Source organism: Rhodococcus sp. BP-332 (assembly GCF_019836065.1).
Classification (GTDB): domain Bacteria; phylum Actinomycetota; class Actinomycetes; order Mycobacteriales; family Mycobacteriaceae; genus Rhodococcoides.
The window spans coordinates 672,306-685,172 of sequence record NZ_JABUEC010000002.1 but is presented as its reverse complement, the minus strand read 5'-3'; the positions used below and the strand labels follow the sequence as shown (position 1 = coordinate 685,172).

Annotated in this window: 19 protein-coding genes; 11 read left to right on the top strand and 8 right to left on the bottom strand. The window is 69.7% G+C overall.

What is annotated here, in order from left to right; all coding sequences use genetic code 11:
• Positions 1 to 76 precede the first annotated feature (76 nt).
• From HQ314_RS08935 to HQ314_RS08910, 6 genes are all read right to left on the bottom strand, one after another.
• Positions 77 to 790, bottom strand: a complete 714-nt coding sequence (locus HQ314_RS08935) for a phosphatidylserine decarboxylase (protein WP_222649841.1) — start codon at positions 788 to 790, stop codon at positions 77 to 79.
• Positions 791 to 900: 110 nt separating this feature from the next.
• Positions 901 to 1,173 carry a GlsB/YeaQ/YmgE family stress response membrane protein gene (locus tag HQ314_RS08930; RefSeq protein WP_027506256.1) on the bottom strand — a complete coding sequence of 91 codons (273 nt, stop codon included), beginning with the start codon at positions 1,171 to 1,173 and terminating at the stop codon, positions 901 to 903.
• A gap of 141 nt (positions 1,174 to 1,314) precedes the next feature.
• Positions 1,315 to 2,529 (bottom strand): sorbosone dehydrogenase family protein, encoded by a 1,215-nt coding sequence (locus tag HQ314_RS08925; RefSeq protein WP_222649840.1) that lies wholly within the window; start codon positions 2,527 to 2,529, stop codon positions 1,315 to 1,317.
• A complete protein-coding gene (locus HQ314_RS08920; RefSeq protein ID WP_027506258.1) occupies positions 2,529 to 2,996 on the bottom strand; it encodes an SRPBCC family protein in 468 nt (155 codons plus the stop codon). The genes HQ314_RS08925 and HQ314_RS08920 overlap by 1 nt, the downstream gene beginning before the upstream one ends.
• A 43-nt stretch (positions 2,997 to 3,039) precedes the next feature.
• Positions 3,040 to 3,492 carry a hypothetical protein gene (locus HQ314_RS08915; protein WP_222649839.1) on the bottom strand — a complete coding sequence of 151 codons (453 nt, stop codon included), beginning with the start codon at positions 3,490 to 3,492 and terminating at the stop codon, positions 3,040 to 3,042.
• Complete coding sequence (locus tag HQ314_RS08910) at positions 3,483 to 4,022, bottom strand: RNA polymerase sigma factor (RefSeq protein WP_235578871.1); 540 nt, start codon at positions 4,020 to 4,022, stop codon at positions 3,483 to 3,485. Before HQ314_RS08910 ends, HQ314_RS08915 begins: the two co-directional genes overlap by 10 nt.
• A gap of 122 nt (positions 4,023 to 4,144) precedes the next feature.
• Here HQ314_RS08910 and HQ314_RS08905 point away from each other — a divergent pair, with 122 nt between their 5' ends.
• Genes HQ314_RS08905 through HQ314_RS08880 form a run of 6 tightly spaced genes read left to right on the top strand, consistent with a single transcriptional unit; the run spans position 4,145 to position 6,898 of the window.
• Positions 4,145 to 4,630, top strand: a complete 486-nt coding sequence (locus HQ314_RS08905; RefSeq protein WP_056441439.1) for an Asp23/Gls24 family envelope stress response protein — start codon at positions 4,145 to 4,147, stop codon at positions 4,628 to 4,630.
• On the top strand, positions 4,627 to 5,013 hold the full coding sequence (locus HQ314_RS08900; protein WP_261781498.1) for a hypothetical protein: 387 nt from the start codon (positions 4,627 to 4,629) through the stop codon (positions 5,011 to 5,013). The genes HQ314_RS08905 and HQ314_RS08900 overlap by 4 nt, the downstream gene beginning before the upstream one ends.
• Complete coding sequence (locus HQ314_RS08895; RefSeq protein WP_037186113.1) at positions 5,010 to 5,330, top strand: hypothetical protein; 321 nt, start codon at positions 5,010 to 5,012, stop codon at positions 5,328 to 5,330. Before HQ314_RS08900 ends, HQ314_RS08895 begins: the two co-directional genes overlap by 4 nt.
• A gap of 23 nt (positions 5,331 to 5,353) precedes the next feature.
• Positions 5,354 to 5,533 carry a DUF2273 domain-containing protein gene (locus tag HQ314_RS08890; protein WP_027506261.1) on the top strand — a complete coding sequence of 60 codons (180 nt, stop codon included), beginning with the start codon at positions 5,354 to 5,356 and terminating at the stop codon, positions 5,531 to 5,533.
• Positions 5,526 to 6,350, top strand: a complete 825-nt coding sequence (locus tag HQ314_RS08885) for an Asp23/Gls24 family envelope stress response protein (RefSeq protein WP_222632056.1) — start codon at positions 5,526 to 5,528, stop codon at positions 6,348 to 6,350. The genes HQ314_RS08890 and HQ314_RS08885 overlap by 8 nt, the downstream gene beginning before the upstream one ends.
• Positions 6,347 to 6,898, top strand: coding sequence for a hypothetical protein (locus HQ314_RS08880; protein WP_222649838.1), 552 nt, complete (start codon positions 6,347 to 6,349; stop codon positions 6,896 to 6,898). The genes HQ314_RS08885 and HQ314_RS08880 overlap by 4 nt, the downstream gene beginning before the upstream one ends.
• 10 nt (positions 6,899 to 6,908) lie before the next feature.
• Here HQ314_RS08880 and HQ314_RS08875 read toward each other — a convergent pair whose 3' ends face one another.
• The gene (locus tag HQ314_RS08875; protein WP_027506264.1) at positions 6,909 to 7,289 is read right to left on the bottom strand and encodes a DUF1304 domain-containing protein; all 381 of its coding nucleotides are present in this window, start codon (positions 7,287 to 7,289) and stop codon (positions 6,909 to 6,911) included.
• A 205-nt stretch (positions 7,290 to 7,494) separates the two neighbouring features.
• Here HQ314_RS08875 and HQ314_RS08870 point away from each other — a divergent pair, with 205 nt between their 5' ends.
• Positions 7,495 to 7,824: a hypothetical protein gene (locus tag HQ314_RS08870; RefSeq protein WP_155957051.1), complete on the top strand. Its 330-nt coding sequence runs from the start codon at positions 7,495 to 7,497 to the stop codon at positions 7,822 to 7,824.
• A 25-nt stretch (positions 7,825 to 7,849) separates the two neighbouring features.
• Here HQ314_RS08870 and HQ314_RS08865 read toward each other — a convergent pair whose 3' ends face one another.
• Complete coding sequence (locus HQ314_RS08865) at positions 7,850 to 8,260, bottom strand: DUF5997 family protein (protein ID WP_056441446.1); 411 nt, start codon at positions 8,258 to 8,260, stop codon at positions 7,850 to 7,852.
• Positions 8,261 to 8,365: 105 nt separating this feature from the next.
• Between HQ314_RS08865 and HQ314_RS08860 the strand changes: the two genes are divergently transcribed.
• Genes HQ314_RS08860 through HQ314_RS08845 form a run of 4 tightly spaced genes read left to right on the top strand, consistent with a single transcriptional unit; the run spans position 8,366 to position 12,849 of the window.
• Complete coding sequence (locus HQ314_RS08860; RefSeq protein WP_056441449.1) at positions 8,366 to 9,292, top strand: LysR family transcriptional regulator; 927 nt, start codon at positions 8,366 to 8,368, stop codon at positions 9,290 to 9,292.
• Positions 9,293 to 9,330: 38 nt separating this feature from the next.
• Complete coding sequence (locus HQ314_RS08855; RefSeq protein ID WP_027506267.1) at positions 9,331 to 11,022, top strand: FAD-dependent oxidoreductase; 1,692 nt, start codon at positions 9,331 to 9,333, stop codon at positions 11,020 to 11,022.
• 31 nt (positions 11,023 to 11,053) lie between these two features.
• On the top strand, positions 11,054 to 12,508 hold the full coding sequence (locus HQ314_RS08850) for an ATP-binding protein (RefSeq protein WP_222649837.1): 1,455 nt from the start codon (positions 11,054 to 11,056) through the stop codon (positions 12,506 to 12,508).
• Positions 12,505 to 12,849: a UBP-type zinc finger domain-containing protein gene (locus HQ314_RS08845; RefSeq protein ID WP_222630102.1), complete on the top strand. Its 345-nt coding sequence runs from the start codon at positions 12,505 to 12,507 to the stop codon at positions 12,847 to 12,849. Before HQ314_RS08850 ends, HQ314_RS08845 begins: the two co-directional genes overlap by 4 nt.
• The last annotated feature ends 18 nt before the right edge of the window (positions 12,850 to 12,867 follow it).

Sequence of the window (12,867 nt, the reverse complement as noted above, 5' to 3'; positions counted from 1 at the left end):
ACCGTGACGGCACTGGGCAACAGGCGGACCGCGCCCTGGCGGCCGGTGGACTCGTCGGCCTGCTCGCGTGCCGCGCTCACGGAAGCTCGGCCAGAACCGTCTCGGCTCCGATGGCGCGCTGCCCGACGATCACCGCCGTCCGCGACCCCTCCGGGAAGTAGGTGTCGACGCGCGAACCGAAGCGGATCAGTCCGTAGGTGTCGCCGATGGTGAGCGAGTCGCCCACGGACGTGGTGTTGACGATGCGTCGCGCGAGCAGTCCGGCGATCTGTACGACCGCCAGGTCGTGACCCGACGGTGTGCGCAGATGCATGCTGGTGCGCTCGTTGACCTCGCTGGCGTCGGCGAGGTCGGCCGACAGGAACTGTCCGGCCTTGTGCACCACAGCCTCGACCGTGCCGGACACCGGGACGCGCTGGACGTGGACGTCGAGCACGGACAGGAAGATGCTGACCCGCGGCAGCGGAGCGGTGCCGAGGTTCAACTCGGCGGGCGGCACCGCGTGGTCGACGAGTGCGACCTCACCGTCGGCGGGGGCCACGACAACCCCGGCCCGATTCGGCGGGACGCGCGGAGGGTGGCGGAAGAAGCCCGCCATGGCTCCGGCGGTGAGCAGCGAGGCTGTGCGGACGACCCGGTGGCGGCGGCCGAGCCCGGCGAGCGCCAACGGCGCCGCGACGAACGGGGCACCGGCGGGATGCAGCGGCGGAATGCTGCGCCGCACCAGGTCCACGATGTGTCCTGCTCCGGTCGGTTCAGGCGTACCAGGGGGGACAGGTCTGCGGGCCACGGGCTCCTCTTACGTCGATTCGGGCACACTCTCACGGCCCGAGGTATGTGCGGACACGACTCGGGGCCCCTCACAGATTACGTGAGGGGCCCCGAGAGGTGGGGTCTGCGTCAGACGCGCGAACCGCGTCCCGTGACTGCCTTGACGATGAACAGCAGGATGCACGCGCCGATGAGGCACGTGACGAAGCTGAAGATGATGCCGCCGCCCTGGACGTCGACACCGAACGCACGGAGCAAGAATCCACCGAGCAGGCCGCCGATGATGCCGACGACGATGTTGAGGATGATGCCCTGCTGCGCATCCGTCTTCATGATCTTGCTGCCGATCCATCCGGCGAGTCCGCCGATGATGATCCAACCGATGATGCCCAGACCCAACATGATGGAACCTCTTTCAGATCAGCTTTGCTGCCCGTGGACCGGGCATGACTACTGACCTTCTGTACCCGGCCCCGATACTCAGCAAACGTTAAGCCGACCGTCGGCACATCACGATCCGGCCTCGACTGCGTGACGGCGGGCCTACTGCGGCGTGACCAGCAGGATCTGGTCGGTGTCGCCGTTGTCGGTCGTCACGAGCAGCGTCCCGTCCGGTTGTGCCGACACCGTGCGGATGCGGCCGTACTCGCTGAGAGCGGGAATCGTCGACTGCGCGTCCACCGTGGTGCCGTCGTCGGAGAGGTCGAGGAGCAGGACCTCCTGGCCCTTCTGCACGCCGACGGCGAGCATGCCGTTCCACGCGCCCCAGGCGTCACCGTCGAGGAACGTGGCCGACGCGGTGGCGATGGTGCTCGGGCCCGAGCTCCACACCGCGTTCCGGGCGCCGGGTACACGCTCCGGATCGGTCATCGCGACGGACTCGTCGTAGCCGCCGCCGCGGTCCGGGCGGTACCCGTAGTTGCCGCCCGCCGCGAGGAGGTTCACCTCGTCGTCCCGCGACGTGCCCTGTTCGACGGAGAAGATCTGATCGGTGCCGGGCCGGGCGGCCAGTCCCTGGACGTTGCGGTGGCCGAGTGTGAAGACCGGGCTCGCGGGGTCGGGATTGCCGGCGGCCGGTGCGCCCGTGGCGGCGTCGACCCGGAGGACCTTGCCGCCGAGCGACGTCGGGTCCTGCGGAACGGTGCCCTGAGCCGAGTCGCCGGTGCCGATGAACAGGGTGCCGTCGGCGTTCGCCAGCACCCGGCATCCGCCGTGGCGACCGGAGGTGACCGGGAACCCGGAGACGACGGTGCGCTCACGCGTGAGGCTCGCGTAGTCGTCGGCCACGGTCCATGCGACCACGCCGATGGTGGGGTCGTCGCCTCGAATGCCCTGGCAGGAGTACAGGGTCCGATCGGTCTCGAAGGTCGGTGACAGTGCGAGGCCCATCAGACCGGTCTCCGATCCGACGAACAGATCGCCGAGATCGGCGCTGATCGGTGTCGGCTCACCACCGGGCCGGATCGCGGTGAAGCGGCCGGGGCGCTCGTCGAAGATCACGGTGCCGTCCGGCGCCCGGACCACGTCCCACGGATGATCGAGCCCCGTGGCCAGTGAGGAGACGACGACGTTCGGGACGGCGCTCGCGGCGTCCGCGGACGTCGGTCCCGGTGTCGTTGCCTGCGATGTCGGCGATTCGGGGGTGCCGGCCGCGGGGGAGGCGTCGGACTCGGTCGTGGTCGAGCACGCCGTCGTCGCCAGAGCAGCGGACAGGGCGAGGCCGGCGAGGGCGCGGGTCGTGCGGGCGCGAGGGGTCATCACTTCACGGTACGAGCAGAACTCTCGGCCGCGTCCTTGATCTTCGCCAGGGTGGACGCCATGCCCCGCTCGAGTTCGGCCTCGAAGTTGCGTGTGCCGCCCAGCACCAGTCGCACCGCGGTGTCGGAGACCTTGGTGGTGCCGCCGGGTGCCTCGCGACGCTCGGTCACGCGTGTGCCCGTCTCGGTCGGTTCCAGGAAGTAGGACCACACCGTGTGGTTCTCGGTGATGCGGAACGCGAGCAGTCGCTCGGGCTCGAGGCGCACGACCCGCGACGTCGTGGGCCACACGAGGGGTCCGCGCCGATTGACGTTGAGCGTGCGGGTGCCCACGCGCAGCGGGCCGAACACCTTCATCACCGCACACTGGGGGCTCCACTCACCCATGCGCTTCAGGTCGGACACCACGGACCAGACCGCGCTCGGCGGTGCATCGATGTCGACGCTGACGGACAGGGGTGTGGCCATGGAGTTCTCCCGGTGTGTTCAGGCAGGCTGGGTGGTGACGCCGTCAGGGTAGTAGGACGTCCACGACGTGCACCGCGACGTCCTCCGCCGCGAGAGCGGTGCCGAGCGTGGTGTTCACCGCGTCGGCCGTCCTCCCGGTCAGTGTCACCGCCAGCGCGGCCATGTCCTGGCCGTACGTCACGGCGATGTCCAGGGACACTCCGGTACACCGGCGTCCGTCGACGTCGAGATCGATGCCCTTGACCCCGCAGGGCAGTTCCGACAGGGCGCGGGCGATGGACAGGAGCACCAGGTGGTCGCCCACCCGCAGCGAGTCGCCGTCGACGAAACCCGGGTGCGAGGCGTCCAGCGCGCGTGTCCGCCGAGCCGTCGCGCGGAGTGCGGCGAGGATCGCCGTGCTGGCCTCGACCCAGGACGGCACCTCCTCGTCTCGGAGTTCCTGTGCGGCGCGGCTGAGCACGGGATCGTCCGGCTCGTCCGCCGTGTCTAACGCCATGACGCCATCCTCTCGCTCAGAGTGGTTCGTGCGCGGGTGACCTGACCGCGCACCGCGGACGGCGACATGGACAGGATCTCCCCGATCTCGACATGAGTCATTCCCTCGACCTCGCGGAGCAACCAGCACGAGCGCTGCATCTGTGGCAGTGCCCCGAGGGCCACGCGCAGCTCGGCGAGGAACCCCGATTCCGTCGCCCGCACCTCCGGATCGTCCGACACGTCGCTGACGGCGTCGTCGAACAGCCACTCCTCGTGCGGACGGGGGATGCGGCGCCGCGTGGCGTCGATGGCCTTGTGTGCGGTGATACCGAACAGCCATGTGCGCAGCGCCGAGTCGGACCGGTAGTTGCCGAGGCTCTTCCAGGCCGCGACGAACGCGTCCTGGACCACCTCCTCCGCGACGCCGTCGTCACGCAACATGTTGCGGGCGTACCGGAACATCGCGGGACCGTGCGTGCGGACGATCTCCTCGAACGCGCCGCGGTCACCGATGACCGCAGCGTCGACGAGAGCCGCATCGCTGTGCACGGAGCAGATTCGAACCAGCGGGTGTGAAACGACAGTGGTGTGGCATACATCACATCCGCATACGTTTTCCTCGGTCCGCCTCGACCTACTCCCGACACAACGAACCCGAAAGGATGACGTAGATGACCACAGCACAGGGATCCACCACGTCCACCACCGCCACCGGCTCGAACGGTGCGCTGGACAAGAAGACCGACTCCACCGGTGCACTGGTCGCGTCCGACGGCCGCACCACCATCGCGGACGTCGTCGTGTCCAAGATCGCCGGCATCGCCACCCGTGAGGTCCAGGGCGTGCACGACGTGGGCGGCGGCGCGACCCGCGCCATCGGTGCACTGCGCGAGCGCATCCCCGGCGCCCGGGTCAACCACTCGCAGGGCGTGTCCGTGGAGGTCGGCGAGAGCCAGGCAGCCGTCGACATCGACATCGTGGCCGACTACGGCGTGTCCATCGCGGATCTCGCGGCGGGCATCCGTCGCAACGTGATCGACGCGGTCGAGCGGATGACCGGCCTGCAGGTCACCGAGGTCAACATCACCGTGCACGACGTCTTCCTGTTCGAGGAAGAAGACGAGCGCGACGACGCAGCACCCGCACGCGTTCGATGAGCCCCGCGGCACCGTCGGGCAGCGATCGCGCCGATCTCGTCGCGGACGCGGTCGTCGCGGTGGACGGAGTCGCCTCGTTGCACGGCGGGATGTTCGGCGAGATCGGCACCTACCTTCCCGGTAGGCGCGTCGCCGGGGTCGCGATCCGGGACGACGGGACCGAGATCCACATCGCCGTGACCCCGGACGCCGTCGTACGCGAGACAGCCGACGCGGTTCGCCGCGCCGTCCGTGCGGTGGTCGATGCCCCGGTGCACGTCGTGGTCGAGGACGTGGCTTCGCCGTCGGACGGCGGCGCCGACACGGGGTCCTCCGGACCGGAACCGACCGAGTCCTCCGAGCCGGGGTCGATCTCGGCTCCCGGGGGTACTCTCCGCCCGTGACCCAGCCTCGTCCGCCGCACGCCGACCCCGCTTATCGCGAGGCTCGGCGTGCGGCGGCGAGAGCGCACCATCCCGACGCCGGGGGCGACGCCGAGTCGCTCATCCGTGCGTTGCGCGACATCGACGCGAAGTTCTCCCGCGGGACCGTCGCGACGCAGGTGGTCGTCGGCGTCTCCCGACGACGGCTAGCCGTTCGCCGCCTGTCCCGGGTCCGGCGACTGCTGCCCACGCGGCGCACCTACGTCGACCTGCCCACGAGCTCGGCCGACCGGCCACCCAGACCCACGGACCCACGTTCTCCCTCCCGGGAGAACTGACCGCTCTCCACGATCGGAGCACCATGACTTCCTCGACCATCGGCCTTCTCGCCGGCCTCCTTCTGGCAGTCGCTGCCGCAGCCGGCGGATTCACCGGATTCCTCGTCGCTCTCGTCCTGGGTGCGATCGGGTTCGCCGTCGGCGCGTACCGCGACGGAAACTTCGACCCCGAGGCACTCCTGCGAGGTCGCGGCCGTGGCTGACACCGCCCCGAGCGACACGGCGGACGGAGCGGACACCGTCTCGAAAGACCTGTCCGACAGGCCCGACCCCGGGACGATCGACCCCGCGCAGCGTGGGTCGCTCACAGTCCTCGATCGCGCGGTCGAGTCCATCGCCGACGCCTCCCTCGGTCGCACCGACGGTGTCGTCACCTCCGGCGGGAGCTTCGGCCGCAAACCGTCCCGTGTGAAGGTGACGAAGCAGGACGACCGCGTACGCGCCGCCGTCGACGTGACCGTGGCGTGGCCGCGCTCGGCGGCGTCCGTCGCCGACGATCTCCGCCGCGACATCGCGCGCGGCATGACCGACTCGGGCCTGCGCACGGATTCCGTCGACGTACACGTCGGCGACTTCGGTTCCGTGTCCTCGTCCGCCGCGCCGGCGTCGGGCGCGACTCCGGCGCCGACCACCCGGCCGCTCGCGGCTCCGGCCGCGACCCCGATCGCGATCGTGGTGTCGCTGCTGCTCCTCGCCGGGGCCGGTGTGCTGATCCGCGACGCGCTGGTCGGATTCTCCGTCATCAGCGGTCGAGAGTGGACGGCGAGCGCACTCGACTGGATCGACGGACTCACACCCCTGTCCTGGATGTTCCCCGCGGGCATCGCCGTGGCGGTCGTCGGAGTTCTGGTCGTCCTGGCCTCGCTCAAGTGGCGCGCCCGTCGGTACCGGTCCAGCGGGATCGCGGACGACGTGTGGGTGCACAAGGCCGACCTGGCGAAGGTGACCGAGCCGGAACCCACGGTGGCGGCCGCACCCGAGACCACGGCCACCCCGACTGTCGCAGGAGGCGAGAAATGAAGCGGACCACGGTGTTCTTCGACCGCCTCGGTGTCCTGATCATCGGACTCGCGCTGGTGGCCGTCGGCGGTGGCGCCGCACTGTGGCAGCGCGATCGACTCCCGTTCGAACTCACCGAGGTCGACGCGTCGGTGGTGACCGACGCGCAGGACCAGCAGTGGTGGCCGTGGGCTCTCCTCGGCGCCGGAGTGCTGATCGCGCTGCTCGTGGTGTTCTCACTGGTACGAAGGCTGCCGTCCTCAACGGGGCGCACCCTGTCGCTGCCGGTCACCGGCGGTCCCGACGGCCGCGTGACCGTCGATCTGCGATCGGTCGCTCACAGGGCGGCCGACACCGCCCGCGAGGTCGACGGGGTGAAGTCCGCGCGTGCGCGTCTGCGTCACGAGCGGTCCGACGGTCGCCGTGTCCCGGTGATCACCGTGGTGGTGCGGGCCGAGGAGTCCGCATCGCTGCGCACCGTAGCGCAGAAGTTGACGGACGTGCGCAGCGCGGTCGCGTCGGTCGTCGGCGACGGTGCCGTCGGCGTTCGGGTACTGCTCTCGGCCTGACCCTCGCGGCTCAGAGCGCGAGTGCGGTGGCCACGACGGCCAGTCCTGCCGGGACGATCTGCACGAGCGCGCCCTTCATCATCCGACGGTCGGTGCCGAGCAGAACACTGCCGGCGCCGACCATCGATCCCGCGGACACGAAGACCAGGACGGCGCCGACGGTGTGATTCCCCGCCGCCAGGTTCACCGCGCCGACCGCGGCACCCACCGCGAGGAACAGGTTGTAGAAGCCCTGGTTGAAGGCCCACCGCTCGACGACGTCGACGTGGGAGTCCTCCCGCACGCCGAAGACGTGACGGCCCTTGGTGCGGAAGACCAAGGACTCCAGAACGAAGATGTACACGTGGAGCGCGGCGGCGAGAGCGGCCAGAACAGCAGCGACGGCGGTCATGCCGGTCAGTATGCGCCGCACCTGCCACACGGCACGGGACCAGCACCAGTTGTGTTTTCTCACGAAGTTGTCACAGGAGCCCCGGGACCCTCGTCCGGCGCGTACGCTTCGGCCCACGGACGAGATGGTGTATCGCTCCACGATCCCGCTTCGTTACACACAGATTCGGCGTCGTGTCGACGCCCCTCGTGTCGGGGAGAACCACATGCACGACCTTCTGGCGCACCGCTCACACGCGGTCAACACCGGCCACACCGAGATGATCCGCGCGGTCTTCTGCGACGAGTTCGAGATCGGCGTGGACCAGGACGTCCTGACCACCATCTCGTGCGGCGACATCGGGCAGTGGGTGTCCGATCTGCGGTTCACCGGCCTGTTCCTGCCGGGTGAGATCGAGGCCATCGAGCGCCAGTGGAACACCGACCCCGCAGGTCTGGTCGCCGCGCTCATGGGCGGCATCGACGAGGTCGGGCGGCGCCGCTCGGCGCATCAGGCTCCGCAGGTCGACGTGGTCGCCCAGCGCTTCGTCGGCTGACCCGGCTCGCCGGGCCGCGCGTCCGTCAGCGGTTCTTCGGGGGCCTGTTGGTCTGCGCCCGGCGCGCCTCTTCCTTCTCCTTCACGCGGACGGCCTCGCGCTGCACCTCCGCGTAGTTCTCGCGTTCGGCCTTCAGCCAGTCCGGTTCCTCGGCGGACAGCGCGTCGATCTCGGCCTGCGTCATCGAGTCGGACACGTCGTTGCGCGCCAGTGCGGTGTTGGTGACGCCGAGTTTGCGCGCCACGACGTCGCGGGGGAACGGCCCCGCCGTCCACAGATCGCTCAACCACTGCGGCGGGTTCTGGCGCAGAGCCTCGAGGTCGCCTCGCGTGATGGGCTGGGAGCGGAACTCCTCCGGCGCCGCCGGCAGGAAGATCCCGAGCTTGGCAGCAGCCGTCAGAGGCTTCATCGTCTGGGCGTTCAGGTCCTGGCTCACCGCGCCAGCGTAGCGCCCGCACGGCCGACCACGGCCGAGCGCAGCGGGAAGTCGGCCGAGCGCAGCGGGAAGTCGGCCGAGCGCAGCGGGGACTACGCTGGCCCGGTGAACGATGTGACCGTCCTGCGCTGGTACATCGAGGTCGCCGAGACGCTCGCGTTCGGGCGCGCGGCGAAGGCGCTGAACATCTCCCGGCTCCGACTGAGTGCCGCGGTCAAGGAACTCCAGGACGAGGTCGGCGAACCCCTGTTCGTTCCGGGCGACGGGCCCACCGAACTCACCGAGGCCGGACGGGCTCTGCTCGACCGGGCCCGCGACATCGTGGCGGAGGACGATCGCCGCCGCGCCGAGGAGGCTGCGGCAGCGCCGGCGCGGCCGACGCTGCGGGTCGGTTTCGTTCCGGGAGTGACAGTCACGAAATGGACCCGGATCTGGGCGGATCGCCACCCCGGCACCGACCTGCAGACGGTCGTCGTCGAGGAGTCGGACCAGCTCCACGCGCTGCGGACGGGTGTGGTCGACATGTGCTTCGTGCGGGAGCCCGCCGAGCGGGAGGGGCTGCACTGCGTCCCGCTGTACTCCGAGGTCGCCGTCGTGGTGGTGCCCAAGGACCATCCGGCCGCGGCCTACGACGCCGTCACGCTCGGTGATCTCGAGGGCGAGTCGCTGCAGGACGGCTCCGACCGATCCGAGGCGACGCTGCCGACGACGCTCGAGATGGTGGCCGCAGGTGTCGGCCCGGTGCTCGTGCCGCACTCGTTGGCCCGACTGCACAGTCGCAAGGACCTGCTCTACCGGCCCGTCACCGACGCGGACCCCACCCGGATCTTCCTGGCCTGGCCCACATCGGTCGCCGCACCCGAGGAGGGAACACTCGACCTGCCGCAGGAGTTCCTGGGGGTGGTGCGCGGACGGGCCGCGCACAGCTCGCGTACCGAGTCCGAACGCGGGACACCGCCGAGGAAGAAGAAGAAGGCAGCTGCTCCGGGGCCGGCCGCCAAGCGAAGTCAGGTGCCCCGCCGACGACGCTGACATACTGTCGCCGTCGTGACGAGTGGAAAGGCGGGTTCGTGAGCGACCCAGCTCCCCGAAGTTCGGCCGGCGCGAGCAAGCCGGCCATCCTCACCGTGGACGACGATCCCGGGGTGTCCCGCGCCGTCGCCCGCGATCTGCGGCGCAAGTACGGCGAGAAGTACCGCATCATCCGGGCGGAGTCCGGCGAGTCCGCCCTGGAGGCGTTGCGAGAGATCGCGTTGCGCGGTGACCAGGTCGCGGTATTGCTCGCGGACTACCGCATGCCGTCGATGAGCGGTCTCGAGTTCCTCGAGCAGGCCATGGACATCTTCCCGTTCGCGCGCCGCGTGCTCCTCACGGCGTACGCGGACACCGACGCCGCCATCGAGGCGATCAATGTCGTCGACCTCGACTACTACCTGCTCAAGCCGTGGGATCCGCCGGAGGAGAAGCTGTACCCGGTGGTGGACACGCTGCTCGACGCGTGGCACGCCGCCGACATCCGGCCCATCCTGGAGACCAAGATCATCGCGGGTCGGTGGGCGTCTCGATCGTCGGAGATGCGCGAGTTCCTCGCCCGCAACAGGCTGCCGTACCGGTGGTTCCTCGCGGACGAGCCCGAGGGAGCGCGTCTGTTGGCGGCGGCGGGTCACGACGATCGCACGCTGCCGGTGGTGGTGTGCGCGGACGGGTCGTGTCTGCTCGACCCCACCGACACCGAGTTGGCCGAGTACTTCGGTCTGGGCACCACGCCGACGGAGGACTTCTACGACCTCGTCGTCGTGGGCGGCGGGCCCGCCGGCCTGGGCGCGGCCGTCTACGGCGCGTCCGAGGGTCTCCGGACGGTCCTCGTCGAGCGCACCGCGACGGGTGGGCAGGCGGGCCAGAGCTCGCGCATCGAGAACTACCTCGGTTTCCCGGACGGGGTGTCCGGCGCACAGCTGGCCGAGCGTGCACGTCGGCAGGCCGAGAAGTTCGGCGCCGAACTCGTCACCACCCGCGAGGTCGCGGGTGTCGAGGTCGACGGGCCGGCGCGCGTGGTGCGTCTGACCGACGGCAGTGCGATCGCCGCGCACTCGATCATCCTCGCCACGGGTGTCTCCTACCGCCGGCATCCGGCGCCGGGGGTCGACGAGTTCGCCGGTCGCGGCGTCTTCTACGGCTCCGCGGTCACCGAGGCGGTCGGCTGTACCGATCAGGACGTGTACATCGTGGGCGGCGCGAACTCCGCCGGTCAGGCAGCGATGTACCTGTCCAAGTGGGCGCGGTCGGTGACCATCGTGGTGCGCGCCGAGTCGCTGGAAGCCTCCATGTCGTACTACCTCGTGCAGCAGATCGAGAAGAACCCCGTCATCTCCGTCCGCCCCTGCACCGAGGTGACCGCCGCGCACGGCGACGGCCACCTCGAACAGATCACCCTGCGCGACAAGGTCTCCGGCGACGAGGAGACCGTCGACACGGGCTACCTGTTCCTCTTCATCGGGGCGGCGCCGCGGACCGAGTGGCTGGACGGCGTGGTGGTGCGCGACCGCCACGGCTTCGTCGTCTCGGGTCAGGACCTCACGGTCGACGGGGCCCGCCCTCCGGGCTGGTCGGTCGACCGCGCACCGCACCATCTCGAGACCAGCGTGCCCGGCATCTTCGCGGCGGGCGACGTGCGCGCGGACTCCGCCAAGCGCGTCGCGTCGGCCGTCGGTGAGGGTGCGATGGCCGTCATGCTCGTCCACCGCTATCTCGCCCAACCCTGACCACCGCACGCGTCCCGGAAGCTGGATCATCATGACCGAACTCGACTGCAGCACCGAGGAACTGAAGACGCTGTTCCTCTTCGAGTCGCTCGACGACCAGCAGCTCGAGCAACTGTGTGCCAACGGGCACGTGGAGATGATCGAGGCCGGTCCCGTGTTCGCGGAGGGCGACGACGCCACGTGCTTCTACGTGCTCCTCGACGGGGAACTGGTGCTGACCAAGATGTCGGGTGGCGAGAAGATCGAGGTGAACCGCACGTCGTCGCGGGGCGTCTACGCGGGTGCGTGGCAGGCGTACCTCGGGGACCGCGCCCCGCAGAAGTACATGTCGGGCATGGACGTGACGCGTCCGTCCCGGTTCTTCGTGCTCGACGCCGAGCGGTTCGGAGACCTGGTTCGAGAGTGGTTCCCCATGGCGGTCCACATGCTCGAGGGACTGTTCTTCGGTCAGCAGAGCAGCAAGCAGGTCATCGACCAGCGGGAGCGGTTGCTGGCGCTGGGGTCGCTGTCGGCCGGTCTGACACACGAGCTGAACAACCCGGCCGCCGCGGCGGTCCGTGCGACGGCGGCGCTGCGGGACCGGGTGTCGCACATGCGCCGCAAACTCGGCGTCATCGCGTCGGGCGTCTACGACACCGACTCCCTGACGGGTCTGATCCGCCTGCAGGACGAGGCTGCCGAACTGGTGGGCAAGGCGCCGGAGCTCACTCCCATGGAGGCCTCCGACCGGGAGGACGCGCTGGGGGAGTGGTTCGAGGACCACGGCATCTCCGACGGGTGGGATCTCGCCCCGACCTTCGTGCAGGCCGGCATCGAGGCCGACTGGCTCGAGCGCGTCGCCGCGGACACGGGGGCGGAGCTTCTCGAGAGCACGATCCGCTGGCTGAACTACACCATCGAGACCGAACTGCTCATGAACGAGATCTCCGATTCCACCACACGGGTGTCGACGCTGGTCAACGCCGCGAAGCAGTACTCGCAGATGGACCGTGCGCCGTTCCAGAAGGTGGATCTGCGGGTCCTCCTCAAGAGCACCCTGGTGATGCTCGGCCGCAAGATCGGCGACGACATCACGGTGGTCAAGGACTTCGACCCGGCGCTGCCTCCCGTCGCGGCGTACGCCGCGGAGCTCAACCAGGTGTGGACCAACCTCATCGACAACGCCGTACAGGCCATGGACGGCCGAGGAACGCTCACTCTGCGTACCACGCGGGAGAACGACACGGCCCTCATCGAGATCGGGGACACCGGCCCGGGCGTTCCCGAGGCGATCCGGTCCCGCATCTTCGAACCGTTCTTCACCACCAAGCCCGTGGGCGAGGGCACCGGTCTGGGCCTCGACATCTCGTGGCGGATCGTGGTGAAGAAGCACGGCGGCGACCTACGGTTGCTGTCGGAGCCGGGAGACACCCGGTTCCAGGTACGGATACCGATCGACGGCCCGGCCGGGGCGCCGATGCCGACCGCAGAGGAGGAAGTCGGATGAGCACGAACGGAATCGACACCGCGGTACCGCCCAGCGGCGCGGGCTGCGTGGAGTGCGACGCCACCGACGGGTGGTGGGTGCACCTGCGCCGGTGCGCTCAGTGCGGCCACGTCGGATGCTGTGACTCCTCACCGTCGCAGCACGCGAGTGCCCATGCCGCGACCAGCGGTCATCCCGTCGTGCAGTCGTTCGAACCCGGGGAGACGTGGTTCTGGAACTACGTCACCGAGGAGGGCTTCGACGGGCCCGAACTCGCTGCGCCACAGCATCATCCGATGGACCAGACGGTGCCCGGACCGTCGTCTCGGGTCCCCTGGGACTGGCAGCGCCACGTCCGCTGAACCCAACATCGAATCGTT

Excerpts from the sequence above, each read along its gene's own strand:
- HQ314_RS08930 (WP_027506256.1), bottom strand. The coding sequence starts at position 1,173 with ATGTTGGGTCTGGGCATCATCGGTTGGATCATCATCGGCGGACTCGCC.
- HQ314_RS08925 (WP_222649840.1), bottom strand. The coding sequence starts at position 2,529 with ATGACCCCTCGCGCCCGCACGACCCGCGCCCTCGCCGGCCTCGCCCTG.
- HQ314_RS08920 (WP_027506258.1), bottom strand. The coding sequence starts at position 2,996 with ATGGCCACACCCCTGTCCGTCAGCGTCGACATCGATGCACCGCCGAGC.
- HQ314_RS08915 (WP_222649839.1), bottom strand. The coding sequence starts at position 3,492 with ATGGCGTTAGACACGGCGGACGAGCCGGACGATCCCGTGCTCAGCCGC.
- HQ314_RS08905 (WP_056441439.1), top strand. The coding sequence starts at position 4,145 with ATGACCACAGCACAGGGATCCACCACGTCCACCACCGCCACCGGCTCG.
- HQ314_RS08900 (WP_261781498.1), top strand. The coding sequence starts at position 4,627 with ATGAGCCCCGCGGCACCGTCGGGCAGCGATCGCGCCGATCTCGTCGCG.
- HQ314_RS08890 (WP_027506261.1), top strand. The coding sequence starts at position 5,354 with ATGACTTCCTCGACCATCGGCCTTCTCGCCGGCCTCCTTCTGGCAGTC.
- HQ314_RS08880 (WP_222649838.1), top strand. The coding sequence starts at position 6,347 with ATGAAGCGGACCACGGTGTTCTTCGACCGCCTCGGTGTCCTGATCATC.
- HQ314_RS08875 (WP_027506264.1), bottom strand. The coding sequence starts at position 7,289 with ATGACCGCCGTCGCTGCTGTTCTGGCCGCTCTCGCCGCCGCGCTCCAC.
- HQ314_RS08870 (WP_155957051.1), top strand. The coding sequence starts at position 7,495 with ATGCACGACCTTCTGGCGCACCGCTCACACGCGGTCAACACCGGCCAC.
- HQ314_RS08850 (WP_222649837.1), top strand. The coding sequence starts at position 11,054 with ATGACCGAACTCGACTGCAGCACCGAGGAACTGAAGACGCTGTTCCTC.
- HQ314_RS08845 (WP_222630102.1), top strand. The coding sequence starts at position 12,505 with ATGAGCACGAACGGAATCGACACCGCGGTACCGCCCAGCGGCGCGGGC.